The 26,349-nt window shown below is 63.6% G+C and carries 27 protein-coding genes and 1 pseudogene; 13 read left to right on the top strand and 15 right to left on the bottom strand.

Features of this window, described 5'->3' with window-relative positions; genetic code table 11:
• The first annotated feature begins 20 nt into the window (after positions 1–20).
• Positions 21–1,142, top strand: a complete 1,122-nt coding sequence (locus BHMPCIPO_RS02130; protein ID WP_173515064.1) for an IS630 family transposase — start codon at positions 21–23, stop codon at positions 1,140–1,142.
• Here BHMPCIPO_RS02130 and BHMPCIPO_RS02125 read toward each other — a convergent pair.
• The 3 genes from BHMPCIPO_RS02125 to BHMPCIPO_RS02115 form a co-directional block, all read right to left on the bottom strand.
• A complete protein-coding gene (locus tag BHMPCIPO_RS02125) occupies positions 1,139–1,729 on the bottom strand; it encodes an NAD(P)H-dependent oxidoreductase (RefSeq protein WP_173515239.1) in 591 nt (196 codons plus the stop codon). The two genes, BHMPCIPO_RS02130 and BHMPCIPO_RS02125, sit on opposite strands and share 4 nt — an antisense overlap.
• Before the next feature lie 112 nt (positions 1,730–1,841).
• Positions 1,842–3,446, bottom strand: a complete 1,605-nt coding sequence (gene xseA / locus BHMPCIPO_RS02120; protein ID WP_173515238.1) for an exodeoxyribonuclease VII large subunit — start codon at positions 3,444–3,446, stop codon at positions 1,842–1,844.
• A gap of 74 nt (positions 3,447–3,520) precedes the next feature.
• Positions 3,521–5,311, bottom strand: coding sequence for a hypothetical protein (locus BHMPCIPO_RS02115; protein ID WP_246304240.1), 1,791 nt, complete (start codon positions 5,309–5,311; stop codon positions 3,521–3,523).
• Between the two features lie 202 nt (positions 5,312–5,513).
• Between BHMPCIPO_RS02115 and BHMPCIPO_RS02110 the strand changes: the two genes are divergently transcribed.
• Genes BHMPCIPO_RS02110 through BHMPCIPO_RS02095 form a run of 4 tightly spaced genes read left to right on the top strand, consistent with a single transcriptional unit; the run spans position 5,514 to position 7,842 of the window.
• A complete protein-coding gene (locus tag BHMPCIPO_RS02110) occupies positions 5,514–6,542 on the top strand; it encodes a glycosyltransferase family 2 protein (RefSeq protein ID WP_173515237.1) in 1,029 nt (342 codons plus the stop codon).
• Positions 6,539–7,243 (top strand): class I SAM-dependent methyltransferase, encoded by a 705-nt coding sequence (locus tag BHMPCIPO_RS02105; RefSeq protein ID WP_173515236.1) that lies wholly within the window; start codon positions 6,539–6,541, stop codon positions 7,241–7,243. Before BHMPCIPO_RS02110 ends, BHMPCIPO_RS02105 begins: the two co-directional genes overlap by 4 nt.
• A 9-nt stretch (positions 7,244–7,252) precedes the next feature.
• Complete coding sequence (locus BHMPCIPO_RS02100; RefSeq protein ID WP_173515235.1) at positions 7,253–7,615, top strand: DMT family transporter; 363 nt, start codon at positions 7,253–7,255, stop codon at positions 7,613–7,615.
• A 14-nt stretch (positions 7,616–7,629) separates the two neighbouring features.
• Positions 7,630–7,842, top strand: a complete 213-nt coding sequence (locus BHMPCIPO_RS02095; RefSeq protein ID WP_173515234.1) for a hypothetical protein — start codon at positions 7,630–7,632, stop codon at positions 7,840–7,842.
• Between the two features lie 3 nt (positions 7,843–7,845).
• On the opposite strand, the gene BHMPCIPO_RS02090 is transcribed toward BHMPCIPO_RS02095, so the two are convergent.
• The gene (locus tag BHMPCIPO_RS02090) at positions 7,846–8,625 is read right to left on the bottom strand and encodes a helix-turn-helix domain-containing protein (protein WP_173515233.1); all 780 of its coding nucleotides are present in this window, start codon (positions 8,623–8,625) and stop codon (positions 7,846–7,848) included.
• A gap of 128 nt (positions 8,626–8,753) precedes the next feature.
• Between BHMPCIPO_RS02090 and BHMPCIPO_RS02085 the strand changes: the two genes are divergently transcribed.
• Positions 8,754–9,158, top strand: a complete 405-nt coding sequence (locus tag BHMPCIPO_RS02085; protein ID WP_246304238.1) for a hypothetical protein — start codon at positions 8,754–8,756, stop codon at positions 9,156–9,158.
• Positions 9,159–9,227: 69 nt separating this feature from the next.
• On the opposite strand, the gene BHMPCIPO_RS02080 is transcribed toward BHMPCIPO_RS02085, so the two are convergent.
• A complete protein-coding gene (locus BHMPCIPO_RS02080; RefSeq protein ID WP_173515231.1) occupies positions 9,228–10,214 on the bottom strand; it encodes a Gfo/Idh/MocA family protein in 987 nt (328 codons plus the stop codon).
• 301 nt (positions 10,215–10,515) lie between these two features.
• Here BHMPCIPO_RS02080 and BHMPCIPO_RS02075 point away from each other — a divergent pair, with 301 nt between their 5' ends.
• On the top strand, positions 10,516–11,466 hold the full coding sequence (locus BHMPCIPO_RS02075) for an aldo/keto reductase (RefSeq protein ID WP_173515230.1): 951 nt from the start codon (positions 10,516–10,518) through the stop codon (positions 11,464–11,466).
• Between the two features lie 148 nt (positions 11,467–11,614).
• Here BHMPCIPO_RS02075 and BHMPCIPO_RS02070 read toward each other — a convergent pair whose 3' ends face one another.
• Both BHMPCIPO_RS02070 and BHMPCIPO_RS02065 read right to left on the bottom strand, forming a co-directional pair.
• A complete protein-coding gene (locus BHMPCIPO_RS02070; protein ID WP_173515229.1) occupies positions 11,615–12,250 on the bottom strand; it encodes a hypothetical protein in 636 nt (211 codons plus the stop codon).
• Between the two features lie 91 nt (positions 12,251–12,341).
• Positions 12,342–13,213 (bottom strand): annotated as a pseudogene (locus tag BHMPCIPO_RS02065) (LysR family transcriptional regulator).
• Positions 13,214–13,458: 245 nt separating this feature from the next.
• On the opposite strand from BHMPCIPO_RS02065, the gene BHMPCIPO_RS02060 reads away from it, so the two are divergent.
• The 3 genes from BHMPCIPO_RS02060 (at position 13,459) to BHMPCIPO_RS02050 (ending at position 15,419) form a co-directional block, all read left to right on the top strand.
• Positions 13,459–14,454 (top strand): aldo/keto reductase, encoded by a 996-nt coding sequence (locus tag BHMPCIPO_RS02060; protein WP_173515228.1) that lies wholly within the window; start codon positions 13,459–13,461, stop codon positions 14,452–14,454.
• A 207-nt stretch (positions 14,455–14,661) separates the two neighbouring features.
• A complete protein-coding gene (locus BHMPCIPO_RS02055; protein ID WP_173515227.1) occupies positions 14,662–15,024 on the top strand; it encodes a nuclear transport factor 2 family protein in 363 nt (120 codons plus the stop codon).
• On the top strand, positions 15,021–15,419 hold the full coding sequence (locus BHMPCIPO_RS02050; RefSeq protein WP_173515226.1) for a VOC family protein: 399 nt from the start codon (positions 15,021–15,023) through the stop codon (positions 15,417–15,419). The genes BHMPCIPO_RS02055 and BHMPCIPO_RS02050 overlap by 4 nt, the downstream gene beginning before the upstream one ends.
• A 165-nt stretch (positions 15,420–15,584) precedes the next feature.
• On the opposite strand, the gene pheT is transcribed toward BHMPCIPO_RS02050, so the two are convergent.
• The 7 genes from pheT to BHMPCIPO_RS02015 form a co-directional block, all read right to left on the bottom strand.
• The gene (pheT, locus tag BHMPCIPO_RS02045) at positions 15,585–18,011 is read right to left on the bottom strand and encodes a phenylalanine--tRNA ligase subunit beta (protein WP_173515225.1); all 2,427 of its coding nucleotides are present in this window, start codon (positions 18,009–18,011) and stop codon (positions 15,585–15,587) included.
• 131 nt (positions 18,012–18,142) lie between these two features.
• Entirely contained in the window at positions 18,143–19,225 is a 1,083-nt protein-coding gene (pheS, locus tag BHMPCIPO_RS02040; protein WP_173515224.1) for a phenylalanine--tRNA ligase subunit alpha, read from the bottom strand.
• Between the two features lie 264 nt (positions 19,226–19,489).
• Entirely contained in the window at positions 19,490–19,894 is a 405-nt protein-coding gene (gene rplT, locus BHMPCIPO_RS02035; RefSeq protein WP_012710091.1) for a 50S ribosomal protein L20, read from the bottom strand.
• A 39-nt stretch (positions 19,895–19,933) separates the two neighbouring features.
• The gene (gene rpmI / locus BHMPCIPO_RS02030) at positions 19,934–20,137 is read right to left on the bottom strand and encodes a 50S ribosomal protein L35 (RefSeq protein WP_077962740.1); all 204 of its coding nucleotides are present in this window, start codon (positions 20,135–20,137) and stop codon (positions 19,934–19,936) included.
• Positions 20,138–20,347: 210 nt separating this feature from the next.
• Positions 20,348–21,715 (bottom strand): sensor histidine kinase, encoded by a 1,368-nt coding sequence (locus tag BHMPCIPO_RS02025; RefSeq protein WP_173515223.1) that lies wholly within the window; start codon positions 21,713–21,715, stop codon positions 20,348–20,350.
• Positions 21,712–22,377: a response regulator transcription factor gene (locus BHMPCIPO_RS02020; RefSeq protein WP_173515222.1), complete on the bottom strand. Its 666-nt coding sequence runs from the start codon at positions 22,375–22,377 to the stop codon at positions 21,712–21,714. Before BHMPCIPO_RS02020 ends, BHMPCIPO_RS02025 begins: the two co-directional genes overlap by 4 nt.
• A gap of 7 nt (positions 22,378–22,384) precedes the next feature.
• Entirely contained in the window at positions 22,385–22,888 is a 504-nt protein-coding gene (locus tag BHMPCIPO_RS02015; RefSeq protein WP_246304237.1) for a PepSY domain-containing protein, read from the bottom strand.
• A gap of 331 nt (positions 22,889–23,219) precedes the next feature.
• Here BHMPCIPO_RS02015 and BHMPCIPO_RS02010 point away from each other — a divergent pair, with 331 nt between their 5' ends.
• Positions 23,220–23,612, top strand: coding sequence for a hypothetical protein (locus BHMPCIPO_RS02010; RefSeq protein ID WP_173515221.1), 393 nt, complete (start codon positions 23,220–23,222; stop codon positions 23,610–23,612).
• 238 nt (positions 23,613–23,850) lie between these two features.
• Here the strand turns inward: BHMPCIPO_RS02010 and infC are convergent, their stop codons facing one another.
• Positions 23,851–24,387, bottom strand: coding sequence for a translation initiation factor IF-3 (infC, locus tag BHMPCIPO_RS02005; RefSeq protein ID WP_173518054.1), 537 nt, complete (start codon positions 24,385–24,387; stop codon positions 23,851–23,853).
• A gap of 217 nt (positions 24,388–24,604) precedes the next feature.
• On the opposite strand from infC, the gene BHMPCIPO_RS02000 reads away from it, so the two are divergent.
• A complete protein-coding gene (locus BHMPCIPO_RS02000) occupies positions 24,605–25,405 on the top strand; it encodes an alpha/beta hydrolase (RefSeq protein WP_173515220.1) in 801 nt (266 codons plus the stop codon).
• A gap of 290 nt (positions 25,406–25,695) precedes the next feature.
• Positions 25,696–26,316 carry a transglutaminase-like cysteine peptidase gene (locus BHMPCIPO_RS01995; protein ID WP_173515219.1) on the top strand — a complete coding sequence of 207 codons (621 nt, stop codon included), beginning with the start codon at positions 25,696–25,698 and terminating at the stop codon, positions 26,314–26,316.
• Positions 26,317–26,349: the final 33 nt, after the last annotated feature.

The following is a 26,349-nucleotide window of genomic DNA, read 5'->3' as shown; positions in this document are numbered from 1 at the left end:
GTTTGAGAAGGGGATGATCGATGGGCAAAGCGGCGGTTGCGATTGTCTTGACGGGTGAGGAGCGCGGTGAACTGGAGACATTGGTTCGCCGCCGCGGCACGGCGCAGGGCCTGGCGCGGCGGGCCCAGATCGTGCTGATGGCCGCGGACGGCGTTGAGAACAAGGAGATTGCCACGCGGCTTGGCACGATGCCGAACACGGTGGCCAAATGGCGACGGCGTTTCGCCGAGCAGCGGCTCGATGGGCTTTACGACGAGCCGCGTCCCGGCGCGCCGCGCCAGATCGGCGACGAAGAGATCGCCGAGACGATCCGGTTGACGCTGGAGACGACACCGCCGGACGCCACCCACTGGAGCCTGCGTTCGATGGCACGGGCGGTCGGACATGCGCCCTCGACGATCCATCGCATCTGGACGGCCTTCGGGCTGCAGCCGCATCGCGCCGAAAGTTTCAAGCTGTCTTCGGATGCGCTATTCGTCGAGAAGGTGCGCGACATTGTCGGCCTTTATCTCAACCCGCCCGAGCGGGCGCTGGTGCTCTGCGTCGATGAGAAGAGCCAGATCCAGGCACTCGATCGCAGCCAGCCGGTGTTGCCGATGCGGCCCGGCCAGATCGAGCGGCGCAGCCACGACTACACCCGGCATGGAACACTTTCGCTCTTCGCCGCGCTCGACGCTGCCACCGGCAAGATCATCGGTCGCTGCTTCAAGCGTCACCGCGCGCAGGAATTCCTGAGATTCCTGCGCGAAATCGAAGCCAACGTGCCGCCAGACCTTGATATCCACATCGTCATGGACAACTACGCCACCCACAAGACCAGCGCCATCCGCAGCTTCTTTCTCAAGCGGCCCCGCTGGCACATTCATTTCACCCCGACGGCGGCGTCATGGCTCAACCAGGTCGAGCGCTTCTTTGCCAACCTGACCGAAAAGCAAATCCGGCGCGGCGTGCACCGCTCCACCGCTGAATTGGAGGCGGCAATCACCGCCTATATCGACGCCGTCAACACCGATCCCAAACCGTTCCGATGGACCAAATCGGCAGACGATATCCTCGCCACCATCAAACGCTTTTGCCTGGCAACCCTGCAAATCGCCGATGTGCAAAACAAATCGGCAGAAACTTCTGAATCAGGACACTAGATGCCGCCGACCAGCCGACGGACACGGGCGAGATGCGCCTTGCGCTTGGCGTCGGTCGCCCGGTCCATGTCGTGCAGCGCGAGCATGCGGAAGTTCAGCCCCTTGGCACACAAGGCAGCGATGCCGCGCTTCAAAAGCCGCTTCACCGGATTGCCCATGTAGAGATGCACCACCCACCAGGGAGCACCGGTCGTGGTCAGCGCCCAGAAGAGCTTGATGTTTTGGAGGCGCGGAATGATGCGCCCGCCGGTCGCATCGTTGTCGAAGGCAACACCGGGTGCCAAAACCCGGTCGAAGAAGCCCTTGAGAATCGCCGGGAAATTGAACCACCATTGCGGAAACACCAGCACCAACCCGTCCGCCGCTTGCAGTCGTGCGATCCAATCGGAGGCCGCCGATCGATCATAGGTCTCGGTAAAATAGCTTGCGCGTTCCGCCACGCTCAGACGTGGATCGAAGCCCTCGCGGTAGAGATCGAGCAGGTCGACGGTATGGCCGTTTTCCTCCAACGCCGCGCGCGCTTCACGCGCAACACTTGCGGCAAAACTGTCTTCCAGCGGATGAGCAAGCACGAGCAAGATACGCATGGTTCTCCCTTATGACTGGCGCCGGAGCTTCCGCTTGATCTTCTGGGCTGGCGACCGTGAAGCCAGAAAGCGGCGCGTTCCCAAGACGCCCGTCCCATCACGGCCAACCGGACTAGAACAGCGTGCCCTGCTTCGGCGTCTCTCCTGACGGTTCTGGGGACTTCGATTGTTTCTTGCGGGGCGTCGGCGGCTGCGGGACCGGCTCGCCGCTCCCCTCGCCCGCGATGGCTGAGACCCGGCCATCGGCAAATTCCAGACTGAGCGCCATGCCGGCCGTAACGGCCGCCGCCTGCCGCACCGGACCGCCTTCGGCATCGCGGACCAGCGCGAAGCCGCGCTGCAGGACGTTGCGATAGGAAAGGGATTGCAGGATGCGGTCCTGGGCGACGATGACGCTGCGCAAGCGGCGCACGTCGGCGCGAACCGCTGCATCGGATCGGGCGGCGAGCCCGGCGACACGATCCGTCGCGCGATGGATCTGGCCAAGCAGCCGCGACGGCAACGTCCGCAGCGCGGCGTCTGCCGCCGAAACCCGCGCCTCGCCGCGATGCACCTGCCGCTCGACGATGCGTTCCGCGCGGTTCATGAAGTCGGCGATTCGCTGACGGCGGTCGGAGAGCTTGCCTTTGAGAAGGTCTGCTCGAAGCTCGGTCGATACGCGCTCGAACTGGCGCCGCTTGTTGGCCGTGTTCATCTGCAGGCCGCGTCCGAGCCCGAGGGCGGCCTCGTCGAACCGGCGGCGCGGCAGCGCCAGCAACTGATCGAGCGACGGCAGCGCGCGCGCCAGTGAACGCACCGCCTGGCGGCGATTGTCCATCTGCCGACCGACGGCCGCCTTGAGACGAGCCGAGAGGCCGGAAATCGCGGCTTCGAGATCGGCCTTCACCGGCACCGCCATTTCCGCAGCACCAGTCGGCGTTGGCGCCCGCTGGTCGGCGGCATAGTCGATCAAGGTCCAGTCGGTCTCGTGCCCGACCGCGGAAATCAGCGGAATCTCGGAGGCGGCCGCGGCGCGGACGACGGCTTCGTCGTTGAAACCCCAGAGGTCCTCGAGGCTGCCGCCGCCGCGGGCGACGATCAGCACGTCTGGCCGGGCCATCGCGCCGCCCGGCTCGATCGCGTTGAAGCCGCGGATCGCTGCCGCCACCTCGTCGCCCGAACCATCGCCCTGCACCCGGACGGGCCAGACGACGACGTGCACGGGAAAGCGGTCGGCGATGCGGTGCAGGATATCCCTGATGACCGCACCCGTGGGCGACGTCACGACGCCGATCACCTTGGGCATGTAGGGTAGCGGCCGCTTGCGGCCGGCATCAAAGAGCCCTTCGGCGGCGAGCTTGCGCTTGCGCTCTTCCAGCAGCGCCATCAGCGCGCCGGCACCGGCCGGCTCCATCGATTCGATGACGATCTGGTACTTCGACGAGCCCGGAAAGGTCGTGACCTTGCCGGTCGCGATCACTTCCATGCCTTCCTCGGGCCGGAAGCGCAGGCGCGAGAACGTGCCCTTCCAGATCACCGCATCGATGCGCGCCCGATCGTCCTTGAGCGCGAAATAGGCGTGACCGGACGAATGCGGGCCGCGATAGCCGGAGATCTCGCCGCGGACGCGCACCTGGTCGAAAGCCTGCTCGACCGTTCGCTTGATCGAGCCGGAAAGCTCGGACACCGAATATTCGGTGAGGTTGCTCGGAGAATCGCTGTCGAAGAAAGAAGCCATGGCTTCTTTTACCGCACCCTTGGCCGAAGGCCAGCACATCCGTTGCGCTTTCCACCCGCCGGCGGCAGGCGCGCTCAAGGTTTCAGGGCATAGAGCCGAATGGACGCGCCTGCCGAAACCGGCAGGGGCGAAAGGAACGCCGGCACGCGCCCGGCGGTCAACTCGGCATAGAAGCCTTGCGGCGCCCTCGCGGCGATCATTCGCGCCTGAACGTCGGCGGCGCAGAAGGCCAGCACTGGATGCCCGAGTTGCCGCAGCATGGCCTCCGCTTCTTCCGGCCGCGCCAGGCCGATCTTCAGTTCCGCGAGCATGCCGGCGGCATTGCGGTGATAGGGCGCGCTCAGCACGCGGTGCTGCGTGTGAAGAAGGAGGGCCGCACCAATATCCGATGGCCCGACGACGAACGACGGCGGCAAGTCTTCCAGATCTGCCAGCGACGCCGCTGTCAGGCACGCCTCACCGTTCGAGACTGCGGTTTCGCCCGCCACGTGTCCCCCGATCCCCTTGTCGACGAGCGTTCCGGCCATGGCCCATACCGCCGGAACCGAAATGACAAGCGTGCCGACGTAAAGCAGAGAGGCGCCCACGCCTGCCGTTCCGCCGTTTGAGCGGGCGCGAAGGTCGGTGAGCAGCAAAGCGATCGGCACAATCGCCAGGAGATTGGAAAAGGCCATCCCGCGCACCTGGATGAGCGCAATCATCAGGCTCGAGAACACAAGCGCGAAGAGGATGAGGTTGAGACCGATCCGGTCACGGCGCCAGATGCGCCAGACACAAAGAAGCGCGGCAAATGCACCGGTGAAGTAGTAGGCCCCGATGCTCGCTGATTCCGTCCTTGCAACGGCAACGAAGGAACGCGCCTCGGTGACGTTGTCGAGCCACAGCTCGCGAAGCAGCGGATCGAGCCCTGCCAAGGGATTGCCCAGGCATTGCGGCGCCACCGACAGTGCCACGGCAACGATACCCAGGCCGCAAGCGCCAAGGGCGAAGAACCGCACGACGGTCGGTCGATCGCTGACCATTGCCGCGGCAAGAGCAAGCAGGCCGCCTCCAGTCAGCGCCAGCGAGTAGAAGGCGATCGAGAGATTGTCGCAGGTCGCAGCCAGATAGAGGCGCGGCGGCACGGTCACGAAAAAGAAGAGGCTCAAGCCTGCAGCGAGCGAAAGGCCAAAGGCAACGGTGGTCCGCGCAGCCTTCCCGCCGACGGCGGCCCACTGGCAGGCAACGACGGCGCAGACCATAGCCACAAATGGCGTCGTTTCCGCACCAATGGCGATCGCCAGCGCCGCCGCCAATCCTGCTACTGCGTAGCTGGACGCGCGATACTGCCGATCGACGAGCATCGCCAGCATGACCGCGACTAGGACCAACTGCACGTTATGATGATCGATGGCCCCCCCTAGGAACCGGTTCGAGGTGGCGATGAACAGCGCCGTCAGCCCCAGACAGAAATGCATGGATGGCGTGCCGCCCACACGGCGCCCGGCCAGACCCATTGCCGCGAGCAACGGAAGCGCCAGGCAGATCGGCAATATCGCTAGGGCCAGGACTTCCGCCTGCATTGCACCGACAAAGGGCCTGAGGAGAGCCATGAGCCCGGCGATGGGCAGATCAATCAAGCGCGACCAGTGCATCAACGTTCCGCCCTCAGGGCCGAGGCGGACTTGCGTCAGGTCGAACCAGCTTTGGCCGGCCAGCAGATCGCGCACCTCTACCAATCGCATGACATCGTCATTGTCGCGGCCGACATAGTCAGGCGCCCTCAGGAACTGGATGATGAGGAAGAGGATGATGGGCGCGCCGTAGACGAGCACCGCCCAGGGCAGGTTCGACCAGGACCGCCTCGGTGCATGCGCCGTCGCCATGTCTGATGGTGCCGCAGTGCCACTCGGCATAGTTTCCCGCCCCTCTTGCTCTCGCGGCATCATAAGGAGGCGCAATCAAGAAAGGGTAAAAACCGGGGGGCGGGAACGAGCTTGTCGAGCGCCCAGCGCGACGCTCCTTGGCGTCTTGTTAACACCCTGATGCCTATGATGGCACCGATCCAACAGGAACCGAGCCGCTCGGATGTTCGAACGTTTCAACATCGCCGTTCTCTTGCCGTGCTACAACGAAGCCTCGACCATCGGGCAGGTCGTTCAAGGTTTCCAAACGGCGCTGCCGACGGCCCGCATCTACGTCTACGACAACAACTCGACGGACGGCACGGCGCTGAGGGCCGTGCTTGCCGGCGCAACCGTCGTGCGCGAACGCCGGCAGGGCAAGGGGCATGTAGTACGCCGAATGCTCGCCGATATCGATGCCGACATCTATGTCATGGCCGACGGCGACAGCACCTACTGCCCGACGGATGCGGAAGATCTCGTGCGCACCCTGATCACCGAGCGCGCCGACATGGTCGTCGGGACGCGCCGCGGCGTTCATGACGACGCCGGCAGACAGGGGCACGCCCTCGGGAACCGCCTCTTCAACCTTCTCTACCGTTCGATGTTCGGCACGGACTTCAACGACATTTTCTCCGGCTACCGCGTCTTCTCGCGGCGGTTCGCCAAGAGCTTCCCGGCCGTTTCCAATGGCTTCGAGATCGAGACGGAGATGTCGGTCCATGCCTCGCGGCTGAAGCTGCCGGTCGCTGAACTCGAGCTCGATTACGGCCGGCGGCCCGAAGGCTCCCATTCCAAGCTCTCGACCTTCAAGGACGGCGCCAAGATCCTCTGGACCTTCGTGATGCTGATGAAGGAAACGCGGCCGTTCACCTTCTTCGGCCTCATCAGCCTCGCTTTCCTGGCGGCGAGTTCAATTTTCATGACGCCGGTCCTGATCGAATACTTCGCGACCGGGCTCGTGCCCCGCATGCCCACCTGGGTCTTCTCGCTGGCTCTGCTCCTGGTCTCGATCATGATGATCACGGCCGGTCTGATCCTCGATTCGGTCTCGCGCGCCCGCACCGAGCAGCTCCGGCTGCACTATATCGCGACGCCCGCACGGGCTGCGCCGGCTGAGAGCTTGAATGCGAGCATCGCTCCCTCCCCGTTCGACGACCAGGAATCCGGCCTACAGCCAACACCACGGATTGTTCGGGAACGCCACGGATGAACCGGGAAACAACCAACCGCATACGCTTCATCATCGAAGACGTCATCCCGCCGATCTTCCGAGATTCGCGGCTTTTCAAGGGCATGGCCAGCCTCGCCTGGGGCAAGCATATCGCGCATCTTGCCGAGTTTCGCGCGCGTGCGCCGTTCCTGTCGGCGCGCGAATACGAAGATCTCTACCGGCTGCATCCGAGGGTCCACGAGGGAACGGACAATTCGGAAGCCTGCGTTCGCAAGATCGCGGCAAGCGTCGTCGGCGACGGCGTCTGCGACGTCGGTTGCGGAACCGGCGTTCTGCTGAAGCGTATTCGAGAGCCTAATCCGGGCCTTCGGCGCCTCACGGGCGTCGACTTTGCCATCGACGATGCGGCCCGGATCGAGGGCGTAGAGTATCACGCGGCGATGATCGAGGAGCTGCCGTTTGCCGATGGCGAGTTCGATACCGTCGTCTGCACGCACGTCATCGAGCATATCCTCGACTATCGCAAGGCGATTTCCGAGCTTCGCCGGATCACCCGGCGGCGCCTGATCATCGTCGTGCCGCGCGAGCGCGAGTATCGCTACACGTTCAACCCGCACTTCAATTTCTTTCCCTACACCCACTCCTTCCTTCGCGCGATGCATCCGGTTCCAGCCGAACACGAGTGCATCGATATCGGCCGCGACATCTTCTATCGCGAAGACAAAGCTCTGGCGGTGTGAGGGGTGGCGATGAATCTCAATCTGGCGCCCACTGTCTGGTTCGGACTGTTTTTCACACCGGTGCTGATTTCGGCCGGACAGATCCTCTTCAAGCTGACGAGCGCCAAGACCGGCGACGCCAACGCTCACGGGCTGCTGGCGCTCGCCCTCAGCCCGACATTGCTCACGGCATTAGCCGTCTATGGCATCGGCACGATCATCTGGATCTTCACGATCAAGTCCGTGCCGCTGACGATCGCCTATTCGTTCATGGCGTTGACGTTCTGCCTCGTACCGCTGCTTGCTGCCGTCTTCCTCGGCGAGGCCATGACGCTGCGCTACGGCCTCGGTGCCGCGCTGATCATCAGCGGCATGATTATCATCAATTCGTAAGGGTGCCCGGGACCATGATCGTCACCGCTTCCTTCCTCCTCGGCATCATCGCATGCGGCCTGCGATCGGCACGCGCCTGCCTGTTCGTCGGCGCGGCGCTGACGGCTTTGGCCGGCGCAGGCGGTGACTGGATCGAAGCGTTAGCAACGATCGGCGCCTACAACATGGGCCTCGCCCTTATGCTGTGCGGCGCCATTGCCATCGACCGGCAGCGCGACCAGCAATAGCGCTCACCCCTTCCGTTCGAAAAACGCCTTGGTCTCCTCGTCCGCGGGGAAGAAGGATTCGATCAGCACGCCTTCCACCAGGGCATCCTGGGTCGAGCCGAAGGTCTGCAGCGTGGTGATGAAGCTCAAGCGCGGGCCGCCGACATCGAGCTCGATCGGCAGCACGGGCAGGCGATCGGTGGCGGGGTGGTTTTCGATCGCCCGCTCGACCGCCGGGCTCGACGCGGCTTTCTCCAGGCGTTTGCCGAGGCGGCTGCGCGGCCCCTGCAGCCAGGCCTCGGTGCGCACGCGCTGTACGAGATCAGCCGCCGCGGCCTCCCAGTTGACGACCAGCTTGCGAACGTTTTCGTTGCCGAGGAACGCGTCGAGGAAGTTTTCTCCGGGCTGGAATGGAATGTCGGCAGCCACGGCCAGGCTCGCCAGCGCCGGGTTGACGACGAGCAGCGTGTATTCATGGTCGAGTACCAGGCCGGGATAGGGATCGTGCCGGGCCAGGATGAGCCTGATGGCATTGGCGACGGCCGGCGGCATGGCGTCCAGCCCTGCGGCCGGGCGCGTCGCCATGCGCGGCCGATAGCCGGCTGCCGAAAACAGCGTTCCCTGGTCGCGGGCCGGAATATCCAGCACCGAGGCCAGCCGCAGGATCATGCCCTCCGACGGTTTCGAGCGACCGGTTTCCAGGAACGACAGGTGCCGCGCCGAGATGCCGGCAGCGCCCGCGAGATCGAGCTGGCTCATGCGGCGATGGCCACGCCATTCCTTCAGATGTTCGCCAAATTGCATATGCCTGTTTTCTCCATTTGCCCGGCAGAGTGACGTCCGTGCCAAGTAAATCCATTACCTCAGAGGTAATTGGTTCGATGACGTCATCAGAGCAATATCCGGCCATCGACAAACGGATGGAGCCGAAAATGAACCTCTCGAACCGCAGCCTGCTCAACAAGACCTTCCTTGCCGACGGTGCATTCTCGCTGGTCGCCGCCGCCGTCCTGATCCTCGACGCGGCACCCTTCGCCGCATTGATCAGCCCCGCCGCGACACCTGTCACGATGAAGGTGCTCGGCGTTGGACTGCTGGTCTGGGGGATCTTTCACCTGTCGGCGGCGCGCAATGGCGGTCCGGTAACGGCAGCGGCGCGCATCAGCATTGCCGGCGACGTGCTCTGGCAGATGGCGAGCCTAGTGCTGCTGTTCACGGCCTATACCGATCTCTCAGCTGCGGGCATCGCCCTCGTCGTGATCGGCATGATCGCTGTCGCCGACTTCCTGTTCTTCAAGCTGCGGGGACTGGCACGGGAACGCGCCGCGCTCGCCTGACGAACCCAAGAGATCGAGAAGGAGGTCCGCCAGCCATGCCGGCGGACCTCCTCGCATTCTTCGACCGGCTCAGATGGTCTCCCAGCCGTCCTTGGCGCTGGCGCGGTAGATCGCATCGATGAATTTCTGGTTGAGGCGCGAATTCTCGAGTGTCACCACTTCCTCGGGCTCGCCCTTGGCGGCGCGCGAGAAGGCTTCCGCCTGGAGCTTGTACTGGCGCGCATCCTGGAAGCGGAAGAGCTGCGACTGGGCGTGGTTCTGATTGGTGAGTTCCACCTCCTCTCGGCCGTAGCGGTCGGCGTTGAAGGGCGATTTCACCTCGATGAAGCCCTTGTCGCCGTGGAAGACCATGATCTGGCGGGCAGCGAGCTGGGTGGAGATATAGAAGCTCAGCTCGAAATCACCGAAGTCTGCCCGCACGCTCGAATAGATGTCGGTGCCGAATTCCTGATCGCGATCGGTGTTTGCCTGAACCCGCACCGGCTCCTGGCCGGTGACGAAGCGGGTGGTGATCGTCGGATAGACGCCGATATCCGGCAGGCCGCCGCCGCCGAGCGCGGGAATGTTGCGCATGTTGTTGGGGTCGCGGTTGAAATAGGTGAATGCACCCTGGACGTGGCGCAGCCGGCCGATCGCGCCCTCAGCCAGCAGCGCGCGCACCTTGCGCCAGACGGGGCTGTAGGTGACCATGAAGGCTTCGGCGATCAGAACCCCATTGCGATCACGCGCGGCGATCAAGGCGTCGATCTCCGAGGCGCGCAGCGCGATCGGCTTTTCGCAGAGCACGTGCTTGCCGGCATTGGCGGCCTTCACCGACCATTCGACGTGCTGTGCCGTCGGCAGCGGGATATAGACCGCATCGATGACGTCGGAGGCCAGCATGTCCTCATAGGAGCCGAAGGCATGCGGGGCGGAGAAGCGATCGGCCATGGCCCGGGCTTTTGCGAAGTCGCGGCTGGCAACAGCCGAGACGACGCAGTTTTCCGCATCCTGAATGGCCGGCACGACGAGATCGCGGCCGATCTTGGCCGTGGACAGAATTCCGAAACGTAACATGGCGGAGCTCCCTGATTTTAGCGGCCGAGACTACTGCATGTTTCCTTAAATTTCCTGCAATTTAAGGATGAAAACATGCAGCAACTCAAAGTGCTACAGCGACCTTAGCGCGTCTAAATACGCGCGGCGCTGTAGCGCCGAGGTACGTACCTATCAAGCGGTTGATATCGTTCCGACGGAGATTCCCGTTCGCAGAAAAAAGCCCTGGGGCGGGTGACAATGTCAGCTTTTCCGCCCTATCTTTCCCTTCGCAATCCTCCCGATCGCGATATGCTTCCATCCCGTCCAATGGAGCGACCCCATGGAAAAACTGAGACTTGGCCGCACTGACCTGGAAATCGCGCCACTTGTCTTCGGCGGCAATGTCTTTGGTTGGACCGCCGACGAAAAGACGTCGTTCGCCTTGCTCGATGCCTTCTTCGATGCCGGCTTCAACGCCATCGATACCGCAGACGTCTATTCCTCCTGGGCGCCAGGCAACCAGGGCGGAGAATCCGAAACGATCATCGGCAAGTGGCTGAAACAATCGAGGCGACCACGCGATAAGGCAGTCATCGTCACCAAAGTCGGTTCCGAACTCGGGCCCGGCCGCAAGGGGCTTTCGCGCCGTTGGATCCTGCAAGCGGTCGAAGATTCGCTGAGGCGGCTGCAGACCGACCATATCGACCTTTATCTCTCCCACTGGCCGGACCCGGAAACGCCCTGTGAAGAGACGCTTGCGGCCTATGACCAATTGCTGTCCGAAGGCAAGGTCCGCAACATCGGTGCCTCCAACCTGAATTCGCTGCAGCTGCGCGAGGCGCTCGACATATCCGCGACCCACGGCCTGCCGCGCTATGCGGTGCTGCAGCCGGAATACAATCTCTACGACCGGGACGCCTTCGAGGGACCGCTGCGCGACCTCTGCATTTCGGAAGAGATCGGCGTGATCACCTATTTCGCGCTGGCGCGTGGCTTCCTGTCGGGCAAGTACCGAACACACAAGGACCTCGAAGGCTCGGCGCGCGGCAGCGGTGTCGAGAAATACCTCGACGGACGCGGCATGCGCATCCTTGGCGTGCTCGACGAGATTGCCGCCGAAACCGGTGCAAGCCAGGCAGAAATTGCGCTCGCCTGGGTCCGGACGCGCAAGGGCGTCACGGCACCGATCGCCAGCGCCACGAACCTCGCGCAGTTGCAGAGCCTCATTCGTTCTGCCGATCTCCAGCTGTCGGATGAAGCGATCCAGCAACTCAACGATGTCGGCGAATGACGGAGGCAAAGCCAGCACGATGGCATTGACGCGCTGCTGCCGGTGGCGACGAAGCGATCGGCGTCGGCTCCCACTGGTGCACCGAAGCCGACCATGCCGCCGTGCGGCGGCTCCGTGAGCGCTCCTCCGGCACCGACGAGCATGTGCGCTACAAGGTCAGTTTCCGCACATTCCGCAAATCCGGAAAACCGGCATAGGCCTCGGCATGGCTGCCGCCCTGGTTGGCCATGCCCGCCTTCGTCAGGACGCCGCGCGGCTGCACGAAGCTCATGATCCGGCGCGCGGGCCGCTCGTGCCACTGGATGTTGAAAGCCCAGAGCTTCGGGAAGAAACAGAGCGAGGCGTAGGGCAGGTGGTCGTGGATCCACCAGGCGATCGACTGCCAGCCGCCGATGTCGCCGCGCCGGTCCCATACCCAGGGGATGACGATGCAGGCGGTGGCGCCGATACATCCGTCGGCGTCGCGCATGTCCCAGATATGGTCGGCGGCCGAAGCGGCATTGGTCGAACAATTGAGGCCATTGGCGTTGCCGAAGCCGTTGACGGCGCGATTGCGGTAGCCGGAGCGAATGACGAGGCGGCCGAAGGTCGCTTCCAGCGGCTCCAGCAGTTCTTCGCAGAGGCGCCGCCCCGCCTCGATCGCGAGATCCGGATCATCAGGGATGTTCGGGATACGGTAGAAATCGGCGATCTCCGAATGCAGGAACTCGCGGAAGAAGAAATTCCGGGAGAGCCGCACACGGCCGAGATCTTCAAGACCCTTCATCGATCCGGGCTTCTTCATCGTCTTCCTTTCTCATCCGAACAAACGGAGTGCGCGAGCCAATGGCATTCCAGATTCGGCCCAACCGCGCCACCCGATTCCAGAGCGGCTGCTATCCGCTGTGCCGGAAGAAATCGATGAAGGCGCGTAGCGCCGGCCGCATCTGCCTGCGGCTCGGATAATAGAGATATGGACCGGCATAAGGTGCGCACCCAGCCGACCTTCGGCGATCGCCGTCTCGACCCGGGAGCGAAAGAGATAGGCCAGACCGGCACCGCCGATCGCCGCCTTGATGATCGGCCTGTCCTCGGTGAGGATCAGCGGGCCTTCGACCGATACCGTCAACTCCTCGCCGTCCTTCTCAAACTCCCAGCGATAGAGCGCGCCATTGGAAAAGCGCAGGCGGATGCAGCGATGCTGAGCGAGATCGCGCGGGTGCTGCGGCCGGCCATGGCGCGCGAAGTAGTCGGGCGACGCAACGACGGCACTTTCGAGCTCCGGCCCGACCTTCACCGCGATCATATCGGCCTCCAGACTTTCGCCGAGCCTGATTCCGGCGTCGTAGCCCTTTTCAACGATGTCGGTGAAGCCGTCCTCGTTGGCGATCTCCAGGACGATCTCGGGATAGCGGTTCAGGAAGGCGCCGAGCCGGGGCGCGAGGATGAGATCGGCGGCAAACCGCGGCGCCGTGATGCGCAGGTTGCCGGCGGGGCGCTCACGCGCGTCGGCGGCGGCCTCTAGTGCGAGGGCGATCTCTTCCAGCGCCGGCGCCAGCCGTTCGAGCAGCCGGCGCCCCTCCTCCGTCGGCGCGACGCTGCGCGTGGTGCGCGCCAGAAGGCGGATGCCGAGGCTCGTCTCGAGGCTGCCGACGGCATGGCTCACCGCTGATGGCGCCACGCCCAGTTCTCGGGCGGCCCCGCGAAAACTGCCATGGGCGGCAACGGCGGCCAATACCGCAAGTTGGGAGAGCTGTGTTCTGTTCATTGATCGAAATAATAGAACAGCCCGTGAGAATTGACAGTGATTTTCAGCCGCGGCGCATGGCCCTATTCTTCAATCGTCGCCAACGTCGGACGGAGCGAGGAGTTCGTCAGCCTTGGCGCAGAGGAACCGTCGTTCGCCCACGCGGGCTCGTCGGCGGCGCCCGACCATCAATTCACGCCTCGGACGATAGACGTGCCCTCCCAGCGCGCGAGTTTCGATGCGTGCCAGCTAGACAAGGAAACGACATGAAGACCCGCAAACTCGGGAATGACCTCACCGTCTCCACCATCGGCCTCGGATGCATGGGCATGAGCTTCGCCTATGGCGCCACGGACGAGGCGGAATCGATTCGCACGCTCCACCGCGCCGTCGATCTCGGCATCACCTTCTTCGATACGGCCGAAGTCTACGGCCCGTTCGAGAACGAGAAACTGCTCGGCAAGGCTCTCGGGCCGCTGCGCGACAAGGTGACGATCGCCACGAAATTCGGCTTTCGCATCGAAGCCGGCGCGCCGGCAGCCCAGGCGATCAGGGGTGTCGACGGACGGCCGGAGCATGCGAAGGCGGTGGCGGAAGCCTCGCTCAAGCGGCTCGGCACCGATGTCATCGACCTCTACTACCAGCATCGCGTCGATCCGGAGGTGCCGATCGAGGACACCGTCGGCGCCATGGCCGAGTTGGTGCGCGAGGGTAAGGTGCGGACCATCGGCCTTTCGGAAGCGAGTGCCGCCACCATCCGCCGGGCCCACAAGGTTCATCCGATCGCCGCTGTTCAAAGCGAATACTCGCTGTGGTCGCGTGACCCGGAAGAAGACGTGCTTGCCACCTGCCGCGAACTCGGCATCGGGTTCGTGCCCTACAGCCCGCTCGGGCGTGGCATGCTGACCGGCGCCCTGCGCAAGGCTGACGATCTCGAAGCCGACGATTTCCGACGCTCGCTGCCGCGTTTCCAGGCGGAGAATTTCGACGCCAATGTCCGGCTCGTCGAGACGCTCCAGGCGCTGGCCGAAGAAAAGGGCGTCACCGCCGCTCAGCTCGCGCTCGCCTGGGTCGTCAACCAGGGCGATTTCATCGTGCCGATCCCCGGCGCCCGCAAGCTCAATCATCTGGAGCAGAATGCTGCGGCCGCAGACATCACCCTCACGGCCGAGGAATCCCGCCGGCTCGCCGACGCTCTCTCGCCGGCCTTGGTCGCCGGCAAACGCTACACGGACGCCTCGCTGGCGCTCACCAACCGTTGAGCTGGAGCGTCTCCCGTTGAAGCGGCGTGGTGGAAGCCCTCTATCTGTTTGTTTCCAGCGCATTTCCTGACGGAAAGCCGCTTCGCACTTTTCCTGGAAATGCTCTATTGCTCCCCGCCTGCCGTCAAGGGCGGGGAGATTTCCCATCGAAATTCCCGCCGGACGCACTACCTCTCAACCAACGGCAACAAATCCGGAGGAGCGGGAATGTCCGACGAGCAGGCGATCAGCGCAGTGGTGCATCTCTATGTCGACGGCATGGCCTTTGCCAACGAGGGCGCTCTGCGCAAGGCGTTTCATCCCGATGCAGCTATCATCGGCAACTACAAGGGCGCGCTCGAATGGACGACGCGCGAAGGCTTCATCAAGACGATCGTCGAGGCGGGGGCTGCGCCACCTGGAACCCAGCCGGAGATGGACGTGCAGAAGATCGATATCACCGGTGATGCCGCAACCGTGCGAGTGGTCGACAGTTTCGCCGGCGAACGCTATTCCGACCATCTGTCGCTGGTGAAGATCGACGGGCGCTGGGTGATCGTCAACAAGGTCTTCCATCAGCACGCGTCATGAGGGAAATCCTGCAGAAGACCGAGCCGACGGGCAGGCTCATCGGCATCGACCATATCCAGCTTGCCATGCCGGCGGGTGCCGAGCCGGCGGCACGTGGCTTCTATGGCGGCCTTCTCGGCCTCTCGGAAGTAACGAAGCCGGCCAATCTTCTCGCGCGCGGCGGCTGCTGGTTCGAGCAGGGCAATATCCGCGTGCATCTCGGCATCGACCGAGACTTCAGGCCGGCGCGCAAAGCGCATCCGGCCTTCGTCGTCGACGATCTCGACTGTCTGACGCTGCGGCTCGAAGCGGCCGGCGTGACGATCGTCGAGGACGAACCGCTTGCCGACTACCGCAGATGTTATATCTACGACCCTTTCGGCAACCGTATCGAACTGATGCAGCGCCTGGACTGAGTTCGAACGAAAAAGGGCCGCTGCGATCCAGCGGCCCTTTCGATCGAGTGCTTGCCTACAGCGCCGCGCGTCTTATCAGACGCGCAAAGGTCGCTGTAGCACTTTGATTTTCTGCATGTCTTCGCCCTTAAATCGAGGTCGATTTAAGGAGACATGCAGTAGGGCTCACGCCCGGAGCACGCCGCCCGTCGATTTCGTCACATTGGCGACGATCTTGGCGGTGAGAGCCTCGAAGTCCTCGTCGGTCAGCGTGCGCTCGACCGGTTGGATGGTAACTTCGATGGCGATCGACTTCTTGCCTTCGCCGAGCGAGGCGCCTTCGAAGACGTCGAAGACGCTGACGCCCGTCACCAGCTTGCGGTCGGCGCCCGAAGCCGCGCGCAGGATGGCGCCGGCTTCCACCGTCTTGTCGACGACGAAGGCGAAGTCGCGCTTCACCGCCTGGAAGGGCGAGAGATCGAGCGCCGGCTTGGTGCGGGTCGCCTTCTTCTTCGGTTCGGGCATGGCGTCGACATAGATCTCGAAGCCGCACAGCGCGCCCGAAACGTCAAGCGCTTCCAGCGTCTTCGGGTGGAATTCGCCGAAGGAGCCGAGAATGATCTTCGGCCCGAGCTTGATCGTGCCGGAACGGCCCGGGTGATACCAGGCGGGGCCGCCCGGTTCGAACTGGACATTGACCATCGGCACGCCGCAGGCTTCGAGTACGGCAATCGCGTCGGCCTTGGCATCAAAGACGTCGACCGGCTTGCCGCCGCCCTTGGCCGCGTTCGACCAGAGACGGCCGGCGCCGTTCAGCGAGGCCGTGCCGCGGCGGATGCCGCCGGCAACGCGGCGCTGGGTTTCAGGCGTATCGCCCTCATAGGTGCCGGAGACTTCGAAGATCGCGACGTCGCCGAAACCCTTGTCGGCATTGCGCTGGGCGGCCGTCAGGAGACCCGGCAGCAGCGACGGGCGCATGTCCGACATGTCGGAGGCGATCGGATTGGCGAGCTTCAGCGCCGGCGCACCGCCGCCGAAGAGCTTCGCCTGCTCCTCGGAGATGAACGACCAGGTGACCGCTTCCAGCATGCCGCGGCTTGCAAGCGCGCGCTTGGCAAGGCGGGTGCGTATCTGCAGCGTCGTCAGGATCTTGCCGTTGACGGTGCCATGACTCGGCAGCGGGGCGGCGACGATGTTGTCGACGCCGTGGATGCGCATGACCTCTTCGACGAGGTCGGCCTTGCCGTCGATGTCCGGTCGCCAGGACGGAACCGAGACCTTGAAGCGGTCACCGGAACCCTCGACGCCGAAGCCGAGCTTCTTCAGGATCGAGATGCTCTCTTCCGAGGAAACCTCGAGGCCGGTCAGGCGCTTCACTTCGGAAACCGGGAAATCGACGATCTTCGGCGTGTGGCCGGCGTAACCGACCACTTCCGCCTTGGCCGCCCTGCCGCCGCAGAGTTCAAGCACCAGCTCGGTCGTACGCTCGAGGCCAGGCACCATGTATTCCGGATCGACGCCGCGCTCGAAGCGGTAGCGGGCATCGGTGATGATGCCGAGGGTACGGCCGGTCTTGGCGATGTTCATCGGATCCCAGAGCGCCGACTCGATCAAGACGTCCGTGGTGTTCTCGTCGCAGCCGGAATGCTCGCCGCCCATGACGCCGCCGATCGATTCGATCGCCTTTTCATCGGATATGACGACGTTGTTGGGCCCGAGCTTGTATTCGCGCTGGTCGAGCGCCAGCACGGTTTCGCCTTCCTTGGCCCGGCGGACCGTCAGGTTGCCCTTGACCTTGGCGGCGTCGAAGACGTGCATCGGCCGGCCCTGATCGAAGGTCATGTAGTTGGTGATGTCGACCAATGCGTTGATCGGGCGCAGGCCGATCGCCAGCAGCCGCTGCTGCATCCACTTCGGCGACGGGCCGTTCTTGACGCCGCGCACCAGCCGCAGCGAGAAGCCCGGGCAGAGGTGCTTGTCTTCGCCGAGGTCAAGCGTGAGCTTCACCGGTGTTTCGCCTTCGACGGCGAATGACGGCGCCTTACGCGCCTTGAGTGTGCCGAGGCCGGAGGCGGCGAGGTCACGGGCGATGCCGTAGACGCTGGTGCAGTCTGGCCGGTTCGGCGTGAGGTTGATCTCGATCATCGGATCGTCGAGGCCGGCATAGGCGGCATAGCTCGTGCCGACAGGCGCATCGGCGGGCAGGTCGATGATGCCGTTATGATCGTCGGAGATCTGCAACTCCTTTTCCGAGCACATCATGCCGCGGCTTTCGACGCCGCGGATGGTACCGACGGCAAGCGTCACGTCGATGCCGGGCACGTAAGTGCCCGGGGCGGCAAAGGCACCGACGAGGCCGGCGCGCGCATTCGGTGCGCCGCAGACGACCTGGATCGGAGCGCCAGAGCCGGTATCGACCATCAGCACGCGAAGCTTGTCGGCATTCGGATGCTGCTCGGCCGAGACGACCTTGGCGATGACGAAAGGTTTGAAGGCGGCCTTGTCGTCGACGTCTTCCACTTCGAGCCCGATCATCGTCAGGCGCGCGCAGATTTCTTCGAGCGTGGCGTCGGTTTCAAGGTGGTCCTTGAGCCAGGAAAGCGTGAATTTCATGATTTCACCTGTGTCCTAGGAGCATTTTGCAGTCAGGTGGCCTCACCTGACGTCGCACAAATGCGGCAAATCAAAAAGAACGAGCGGAAGCGCGAACGGTGTGAGCGCACCCGCTCTGATCAGCTGCGCGATCAGGCCGAAAGACCGCCGAACAGCGTCGGCATGTCGAGCGGGCGGAAACCGTAATGGGTCATCCAGCGAACGTCGGCGTTGAAGAAGTCGCGCAGGTCCGGCATGCCGTATTTCAGCATGGCGATGCGGTCGAGGCCCATGCCCCAGGCGAAGCCCTGGTACTCGTCCGGATCGAGCCCGCCCGAGCGCAGCACGTTCGGATGCACCATGCCGCAGCCGAGGATCTCCATCCAGTCGGTGCCTTCGCCGAACTTCACGATCGGGCCGGAGCGGTCGCACTGGATATCGACCTCGAAGGACGGCTCGGTGAAGGGGAAGAAGGACGGACGGAAGCGCATCGTCACCTGATCCACCTCGAAGAAGGCCTTGCAGAACTCTTCCAGCACCCAGCGCATGTTGGCGACATTCGCCGCCTTGTCGATCACCAGGCCTTCGACCTGATGGAACATGGGCGAGTGGGTCGCGTCGGAATCCTGGCGGTAGGTCTTGCCGGGGATGATGATGCGGATCGGCGGCTGCTCAGCTTCCATGGTGCGGATCTGCACCGGCGAGGTGTGCGTGCGCAGTACCTTGCGCTCGCCCTTCTCATCCGGATTGAAGAAGAAGGTGTCGTGCATCTCGCGGGCCGGATGGCCCTCGGGGAAGTTCAGCGCGGTGAAATTGTAGTAGTCGGTCTCGATATCCGGACCTTCGGCGATCGAGAAGCCCATGTCACCGAAGATCGCGGTGATCTCGTCAACGATCTGGCTGATCGGGTGAATGCGGCCGCGTTCGGCCGGCGAGGAGCGGACCGGAAGGCTGATATCGACGGTCTCGCGCGCCAGGCGCTCGGCAATCGCTTGGTCCTTCAGCGCCGTCTTCCGGGCGGCAATCGCCTCGGCGACCGTGTTCTTCAGCGCATTGATCTGGGCGCCGCGGGTCTGGCGCTCCTCCGGCGTCATGGTCCCGAGCGTCTTCAGCAGCTCGGAGATCGAGCCCTTCTTGCCAAGCGCATTGACACGCACCGCCTCGATCGATCCTTCATCGTCGGCGGCATGGATATCCGCCAGCAGTGTCCGTTCCAGTGTTTCCAGTTCGCTCATTCTGTCCTGCCTCGATGCGGGAATGGGTTCGGTTCTATATCGGCTCAAGTCTTCAGGAATGTGATCGCGCCGCGGTCGCGAAGAATGCCGGTGCAAGGACGACCAAGCCGCAGGCCCGGCCGAAGCGTCGTCGGATGAGGGAACCGGGGCAGTTCCTTTCGATCGTCTCGCACGTTCATCTCGCGAAATAAGAAAAACCCGCGCCAGCCCTGCCAGCGCGGGTTTCCCAACGAATTTTAAGTACGGTTTTGGGAAAACGCTGGCTTAACGGACAGCGCTTTCAAACTCGTTTGCCGTGCCGGCTTCCTTGAGATAGGCAAGCGCCTTCTTGGAAGCTTCGACGAGGGCGCCGAATGCTGCCGGCTCATGGATCGCCATGTCGGACAGAACCTTGCGGTCGACTTCGATGCCAGCCTTGTTCAGGCCGTCGATGAAGCGGCCGTAGGTCAGGCCGAATTCGCGGACGGCAGCGTTGATGCGCTGGATCCAGAGAGCGCGGAAGTTGCGCTTGTTGACCTTGCGGTCGCGGTAAGCGTACTGCTTCGAACGGTCAACCGCTGCCTTGGCGGCGCGGATGGTGTTCTTGCGGCGGCCGTAGAAACCCTTGGCTGCCTTGAGCGTCTTCTTGTGCTTGGCGTGGGCGGTAACGCCGCGTTTTACACGTGCCATGTCATGATCTCCTTAACGTATCCAATGTGCCTGAAAGTCTTAGAGACCGTTCGGCAGGTAGTTCTTGACGACCTTCTTGCCGTCGGGCTCGGCGAGAACCATGGTTCCACGCGCGTCGCGGATGAACTTGTTGGTACGCTTGATCATGCCGTGGCGCTTACCAGCAGCCGCTGCACGAACCTTGCCGGTCGCGGTGATCTTGAACCGCTTCTTGGCAGACGATTTCGTCTTCATCTTGGGCATTTTGCTACTCCATTGTTCTTTAAAATGCGAAACGAACAGACGAGGCTCGTTTCCAGCGTTAAGAACGGCCACGGCATGCCCTGCCGGACCGTTCGGACGGGGGCTTATAACCGCACATCCGGAAAAGCGCAACTGCGGAATCGAAGATGGGCCGCAAGCCGTGGCTGAATGCGTCCCACTATTGGCCGACGCATCGCGAACACCTTGTCCCTAGGCGGGATCGCGCGGTCTCTGGCGGCCGCCGACGGTGTCGAATGTCAACACGGCCTCGAGGCCGCCCAGCGACGACTGCCCGAGCGACAGCACCGCGCCATAGGCGTCGGCGATATCGGCGCTGATCGCAAGTCCGAGGCCGGAATTGGCGGCGTGATTGCCCTCAGTGTCCTCACCATGGGCGCCGCGGCGCAGGACCTGTTCCCGGTCCGCCTCGGCAACGCCGGGACCGTCGTCGCCAACGGCGATGCGCACCCGACCGTCAGCCGCCTCCGCCGAGAACCGGATGCGGGTCCGCGCCCATTTGGCGGCGTTGTCGAGCAAATTGCCGAGGCATTCGGCCAGGTCGGCCGGATCGAGGTCAAGCGAAATCGACGGATCGATCTCGACTTCCCAGACGACATTGCGCTCGGCCGTTATCGGCCGCAGGACATTGACCAGCTTGCCGCCGAGGCTGGCGATCGACGTGGTTGCCATGCGTTCGACACCCATGCGGGCCGCCTGAATCTGGCGATCGGCACGCTGGCGCACCAGATCGACCTGCTCGAGCGCGATCCGCCGCTCTTCCTGCGGCAGGCTCTCGGCAAGCTGGGCAAGCACGGTCAACGGCGTCTTCAGGCCGTGGGCAAGATCGCTGGCACGGGCGCGCGCTTGCGCCAGGGCTGCCTCGCGCTCGGAAAGCAGCAAATTGATCTCGGCGATCAGGGGCTGTACTTCGGTGGGGCCGGCCGAACCAAAATCCTTCTCTTCGCCGGATCGAACCCGGGCCGCCTGCTCGCGCAAGCGCACCAGCGGTGAAAGTCCGAGCGCGCCCTGTAGAAACGCGGCACCGGCGAGCACGAAGGCGGTTGCCACCAGCATCAGCCGGATCTGGCTGTGAAAGTCGGCCAGCGCATCATCGAGTTCGCTGCGCGCGAAGCCGGCGGCAACGGAGAACCGTCGCGCATCCGGCCCCTCACCGAAAGTCAGCGTCTGCTGGTAGACCAGCACAGATGCTCCGTCCGGACCTTCTACCTCCAGGAAGCCCAGATGGTGGGGTGCCGAAGGCCGATCGCGGTCGATCACCGTGTCCCATAAAGAGCGCGAGCGGATGGGCGCGCGGCCGTCGCGGGTGATCTGCCAGTAGCGTCCGCCGGCGGGCAGGCTCAGCCGCGGATCCGCGGGCTCGCGCGGCAGGACAATTTCGCCGTCACGCACCGCCACCTGGGCGGCAATCGTATCGACCAGCGTCACCATTTCCGTACGATAGCGGCCGACGACGTAATCGGTGAAAAGCCTGCTCAGGGAGAGCCAGACCACCAGCAGCACGAGGCCTATGGCGATCGATGCGCCGATAGCAAGCCTCAGCCGCAGCGAACGGATCATGCCGGGCCATCCGGCAGAACGTAACCGAAGCCGCGGCGAGTCTCGATAGCGTCGCTTTCCGTCTTTTTGCGCAGGCGTGCGATCATCGCTTCGACGGCGTTCTTGGCCGCATCGTCATCACGTCCCTGCACATGGCTCGCCAGTTCGAGCGGCGTGACGACCTGGCCCTTGCGCTCCACGAAGAGCGCGACCATCCGGTATTCGAGCGGGCTGAGTTCGAGTGGCTCTCCGTCGAAGGTCACGCGGCGCGTCGCCTCATCGAGCGTGAAGCGCCCGGCCGCACGTACCGACGTGACGCGAGGGCCGGCACGCCGCAACAGAGCTCTCAGCCGCGCCAGCAGCTCCTCCGCGCGAAAGGGCTTCGGCAGATAGTCGTCCGCACCGGCATCGAAGCCATCGACACGCTCCATCCAGGAACCCCGCGCCGTCAGAACCAGCACCGGCGTCTCCAGCCCGGCCTGGCGCCAGCGCTTGAGGATCGACAGCCCGTCCATGCCCGGCAGGCCGAGATCGAGGATGATCGCGGTATAGTTACCGCTTTCCCCTCGCTCCCAAATGTCCGGCCCCAGGGCAAGCGTATCGACGCCATAGCCCTCCGCCTCCAGCCTGCCTGTCACGTGGGCTGCGATGTTGGGATCGTCCTCCGCCAGAAGAATGCGCATGCCGCCCTCAGAAACCGAAGATATTCATGAATTTTCCGGTGCGCGCGTTGATGCGCAGGTTGCGGATCGTGCCCTGCCGGTCACGCGTGCGCAGCCGGTAAACCTCGCGGCTGCCGGAGCCTCTGAGATCGACGCCGATGACCCTGCCGTATTTGTCCTCGTCCACAAGTCGGAGAACATCCTTCAACGGCAGGATGTCGCCTTTCTCGACCGCTGCGCGCGCGCGCTCCTGGTCGCTGCGGCGACCGCCGCCGTCCGGAGCGCCGGCGCTTGTACCGTCATCGTCGTTGCCACCGCCGTCGTTGCCGCGATCGTCATCGTTGTCATCGTGGTCATCGTCGCCGCCCTGGTCACCACCACCGCCGCTGCCGCCACCGCCGCCACGCGAACCACCGCCGTTACCGGAATCGCCGTCCTCGGCCAGGGCGCCCAAGCGACCGGGCTGCGGCGCAAGCGAAAGCAGGAGCGAACAGCAGAAGAGCGCAATCAGGTCTCGTCGTGTCATCGCCATGGCGCCATCCGGTCGCGATCGCCTCTTCGATTTCGGTTCAGGGTTATTTTCCCAAGCTTAGCGCATCCGCAGGTCGGCCCGCGAGAGCGCGCCCACGGGGTGTCAGCCTACGCCAGCCGTCGCCACAACGCCAGTTGCGCGCATACCCCCAGCGCCACGTTGGCACGGGGGCATGCGCTGGCCGGGTCGAGCCGCCGGGCGGGCTGGTGGCGGTCGACCTTCGCTCCGGCGCATGGTGCGGGGCTAATGCGCCGGGCAAACTCCAAACAGATCAGGGCGCCGGCCTGATGGAAACGGTGGTGATCGGCCCCGGGTTACGGCGGAAATCACCGTGATTCGGCTCCACCGTCACGACGCGAACGCCATGTTCGAATTCCACTTCGACCTCGAGCACACGGCCGAGATCGTCGACGGCGATCAGCGACCCGTCGCGCAGGCCGCGAAGGCTTTCCTCGGAAACGCGCAGTTCGACCTCGGGACGATCGCGGGCATCCCGGAAGTCGTCATCGTTGAAATCATCGTCGTCGCCGTCGTCATCCCGATCAACGTCATGCCGATCGTTGTCGTCGCGGTCATCGTCATCGCGATCTTCCGATCCGTCGTGACCGCTACCACTGCGATCATCATTGCCGCGATCGTCGCCGTCATCGTCATCGGCGAGGGCTGCGGTCGAAAACGGATGCGCAGGACCGCTTGCGATTACCGACAAGCCGATGGGCGCTGAAACGAGGCTGCAGAGACTGACCGAGGAAACAAGCAGGGCTTTTCGCAGCGCTGAACTCATCATCTCCAGTCCATCTCCCGTTGCCGATGCACGAAGAATGGCATCCGTTTGCTGACAGATCGCTGAGGATGGTTGTCAGCATTCTGTCAGAAAGCGCCGGCACGGCACCGGCAACGAAAAAAGCCGCCCGGAAGGCGGCTTTCATCGGATCGGTCTTGCGATTGACGGCAGCAACGGCTCAGCGCGGCGCCAGAACCATCATCATCTGACGGCCTTCCAGCTTCGGCTCGGCCTCCACCTTGGCGATCGCCTGGGTATCGTCCTTGACCTGAAGCAGGAGCTTCATGCCCAGTTCCTGGTGGGCCATTTCGCGGCCGCGGAACTTCAGCGTGACCTTGACCTTGTCGCCGTCCTCGAAGAACCGGTTCATCGCCTTCATCTTCACGTCATAGTCATGCGTGTCAATGTTCGGGCGCATCTTGATTTCTTTGATTTCGACGATCTTCTGCTTCTTGCGCGCTTCGGCCGCCTTCTTCTGGTTGGCGTATTTCAGCTTGCCAAGATCCAGAATCTTGCACACCGGCGGTTCGGAGTTCGGTGCGATTTCTACCAGATCAAGACCGGCTTCCTCCGCCATGCGGAGCGCCTGGTCGATCGGCACGACGCCGATATTCTGGCCTTCGGCATCGATAAGCTGAACCCGGGGAACCCGGATTTCCTTGTTTGAGCGCGGCCCCTCCTTGACTGGGGCGTCCGCTTTGAACGGTCTGCGAATGGTCGTACTCTCCTCGAGCTATTTCCGAAATGTAGTTAATTCGATCATCGGCGCGATCACAAACGAAGCGCCTGAATCTGTCACCGACGGCAATGTGTGAATTGCGGCGCCAGAGTCAATAGCACGGCTTGCAAGGAAAATCACCACCTGTCGATACCAAGGCGAATCTGTTTTAGAAAGAAAATCGCCAGCGAAACCGGCCTTTGGAGAGAAATGCATGCAGGATACGCCAGCCGAGACGGAAATCAGCTTCATCGACGTCGGTGTGTCTGCGGCCGGACGCAGGATCGCGATGCGCGTGCGCCGCCCGGAAAAGCCATCGGGACAGCCGACGCTCGTCTGGCTCGGCGGTTACCGCTCGGACATGACCGGCACCAAGGCGGTCGAGGTCGAGCGCTACGCCACCGAACGGGGTGCGGCCTGCGTTCGGTTCGACTATTCCGGCCATGGCTCCTCCGGCGGCGCCTTCGCCGACGGCACGATCTCGCGCTGGCTCGAGGAGAGCCTTGCGGTCATCGATCAGGCGGCGCCGGGCCGCGTCGTATTGATCGGCTCGTCGATGGGCTGCTGGATCGCACTGCGCGCCATCCAGGAGCTCAGGCGGCGTGGCGACGGATCGCGCGTCGCCGGCCTCGTGCTGATCGCGCCGGCACCGGATTTCACCGTGGAACTGATCGAGCCCAACCTGACGGAAGCGGAGAGGACCTCGCTTGCCGAACGCGGCTATTTCGAGGAGCCCTCCGAATATAGCCCCGAGCCGAACATCTTCACCCGCGCCCTGATCGAAGACGGCCGCGCCAACCGGGTGCTCGACGGCACGATCACCACCGGCTGCCCGGTGCATATCCTGCAGGGCATGCGCGACCCCGACGTGCCTTATACCCATGCGCTGCGGCTGATGGAGCACCTGCCCTCCGACGATGTCGTCATGACGCTCATCCGCGACGGCGACCATCGCCTTTCGCGTGAAGAAGACATCGCTAAAATGAAGCAGGCCATCGGCACGATGCTCGCCTGAGCCTCGGGCGGAAAAGACGCCCGCCCCTTCCGCCACGACTTGTCCGAAAGCCTGTCCGGCGCCGCAGATCGCCTGCGGCGTAAGGGTTTGCGCGCACACAGTCCCGCTTTTAACCATAAAGTCCGATGCGCCGATTCCGGCGATTGACTCTGCAGCGCCGACGTTATTAACTCTTTCTTAACGATTAGAGCAGCAGCGGGGACAATCCTAAAGAAGCTGCCTTCAACTCAGGATTGCGCGAATACGTCCGGACAGGAAGAGCCCGGCATACCGCGCTGCAGGGGATTTGTATGGCGTCTTGGACTGGGGTTAAGGGAAGTATCGCGGCGTTTTGCGCACTTTTCATTTCAGCAAACACGGCAATTCCTGCACAGGCAGGTTCCTCTCCATGGATGCAGACCGGCTCCGCCACCTCACAGCCGATCGGTCACTATGAGTTCTGCCAGAAATACAAGAGCGCATGCAACGTGCGTTCCAAGGGAACGGTTGCTCCGCGCGTGACCGAACGCGGCTGGGCCACCATCCGGCAGGTGAATGCTGCGGTCAATCGCGAGATCATGCCGGTCACCGATTTGGAACTGCACGGCAGGGACGAGGTCTGGTCCTATCCCGACAACGCCGGTGACTGCGAGGACTTCGTGCTCGAAAAGCGCAAGCGCCTGATGAAGAAGGGCTTCTCGGCGAGCGACCTCCTGATCACCGTCGTACGCAAGCCCGATGGCGAAGGCCATGCGGTGCTGACGGTGCGCACGTCGCAGGGTGACTTCGTGCTCGACAATCTCGAGAACGGCGTCAAGCTCTGGACGCAGACACCCTACCGCTACCTGAAGCGCCAGGCTGCGAACCACAGCGGCCGCTGGGTCACCATCGAGAACGGCGCGGAAGTCGTCGTCGGTTCGGTCGGCAACTGATTCGCAGCAAAGTACAAGGTTTCAAAAAGGGCC

It is taken from the genome of Ensifer sesbaniae, assembly GCF_013283665.1.
Taxonomy (GTDB): Bacteria; Pseudomonadota; Alphaproteobacteria; order Rhizobiales; family Rhizobiaceae; genus Ensifer; species Ensifer sesbaniae.
Note: the sequence above shows the minus strand (reverse complement) of the source record. Positions and strands in the feature narration are given on the sequence as shown.

What these genes read in the sequence shown, in the direction of transcription:
- BHMPCIPO_RS02085 (WP_246304238.1), top strand. Translation starts at nt 8,754, where the DNA reads ATGAACCTCTCGAACCGCAGCCTGCTCAACAAGACCTTCCTTGCCGAC.
- BHMPCIPO_RS02020 (WP_173515222.1), bottom strand. Translation starts at nt 22,377, where the DNA reads ATGCGCATTCTTCTGGCGGAGGACGATCCCAACATCGCAGCCCACGTG.
- rpmI (WP_077962740.1), bottom strand. Translation starts at nt 20,137, where the DNA reads ATGCCCAAGATGAAGACGAAATCGTCTGCCAAGAAGCGGTTCAAGATC.
- BHMPCIPO_RS02115 (WP_246304240.1), bottom strand. Translation starts at nt 5,311, where the DNA reads ATGGCGACGGCGCATGCACCGAGGCGGTCCTGGTCGAACCTGCCCTGG.
- BHMPCIPO_RS02075 (WP_173515230.1), top strand. Translation starts at nt 10,516, where the DNA reads ATGGAAAAACTGAGACTTGGCCGCACTGACCTGGAAATCGCGCCACTT.
- pheS (WP_173515224.1), bottom strand. Translation starts at nt 19,225, where the DNA reads ATGAGCGAACTGGAAACACTGGAACGGACACTGCTGGCGGATATCCAT.
- BHMPCIPO_RS02025 (WP_173515223.1), bottom strand. Translation starts at nt 21,715, where the DNA reads ATGATCCGTTCGCTGCGGCTGAGGCTTGCTATCGGCGCATCGATCGCC.
- BHMPCIPO_RS02055 (WP_173515227.1), top strand. Translation starts at nt 14,662, where the DNA reads ATGTCCGACGAGCAGGCGATCAGCGCAGTGGTGCATCTCTATGTCGAC.
- BHMPCIPO_RS02015 (WP_246304237.1), bottom strand. Translation starts at nt 22,888, where the DNA reads ATGGCGATGACACGACGAGACCTGATTGCGCTCTTCTGCTGTTCGCTC.
- BHMPCIPO_RS02095 (WP_173515234.1), top strand. Translation starts at nt 7,630, where the DNA reads ATGATCGTCACCGCTTCCTTCCTCCTCGGCATCATCGCATGCGGCCTG.
- BHMPCIPO_RS02090 (WP_173515233.1), bottom strand. Translation starts at nt 8,625, where the DNA reads ATGCAATTTGGCGAACATCTGAAGGAATGGCGTGGCCATCGCCGCATG.
- BHMPCIPO_RS02080 (WP_173515231.1), bottom strand. Translation starts at nt 10,214, where the DNA reads ATGTTACGTTTCGGAATTCTGTCCACGGCCAAGATCGGCCGCGATCTC.
- rplT (WP_012710091.1), bottom strand. Translation starts at nt 19,894, where the DNA reads ATGGCACGTGTAAAACGCGGCGTTACCGCCCACGCCAAGCACAAGAAG.
- BHMPCIPO_RS02060 (WP_173515228.1), top strand. Translation starts at nt 13,459, where the DNA reads ATGAAGACCCGCAAACTCGGGAATGACCTCACCGTCTCCACCATCGGC.
- xseA (WP_173515238.1), bottom strand. Translation starts at nt 3,446, where the DNA reads ATGGCTTCTTTCTTCGACAGCGATTCTCCGAGCAACCTCACCGAATAT.
- BHMPCIPO_RS01995 (WP_173515219.1), top strand. Translation starts at nt 25,696, where the DNA reads ATGGCGTCTTGGACTGGGGTTAAGGGAAGTATCGCGGCGTTTTGCGCA.
- BHMPCIPO_RS02130 (WP_173515064.1), top strand. Translation starts at nt 21, where the DNA reads ATGGGCAAAGCGGCGGTTGCGATTGTCTTGACGGGTGAGGAGCGCGGT.
- BHMPCIPO_RS02000 (WP_173515220.1), top strand. Translation starts at nt 24,605, where the DNA reads ATGCAGGATACGCCAGCCGAGACGGAAATCAGCTTCATCGACGTCGGT.
- BHMPCIPO_RS02125 (WP_173515239.1), bottom strand. Translation starts at nt 1,729, where the DNA reads ATGCGTATCTTGCTCGTGCTTGCTCATCCGCTGGAAGACAGTTTTGCC.
- BHMPCIPO_RS02050 (WP_173515226.1), top strand. Translation starts at nt 15,021, where the DNA reads ATGAGGGAAATCCTGCAGAAGACCGAGCCGACGGGCAGGCTCATCGGC.
- BHMPCIPO_RS02100 (WP_173515235.1), top strand. Translation starts at nt 7,253, where the DNA reads ATGAATCTCAATCTGGCGCCCACTGTCTGGTTCGGACTGTTTTTCACA.
- BHMPCIPO_RS02110 (WP_173515237.1), top strand. Translation starts at nt 5,514, where the DNA reads ATGTTCGAACGTTTCAACATCGCCGTTCTCTTGCCGTGCTACAACGAA.
- BHMPCIPO_RS02070 (WP_173515229.1), bottom strand. Translation starts at nt 12,250, where the DNA reads ATGAAGAAGCCCGGATCGATGAAGGGTCTTGAAGATCTCGGCCGTGTG.
- pheT (WP_173515225.1), bottom strand. Translation starts at nt 18,011, where the DNA reads ATGAAATTCACGCTTTCCTGGCTCAAGGACCACCTTGAAACCGACGCC.
- BHMPCIPO_RS02105 (WP_173515236.1), top strand. Translation starts at nt 6,539, where the DNA reads ATGAACCGGGAAACAACCAACCGCATACGCTTCATCATCGAAGACGTC.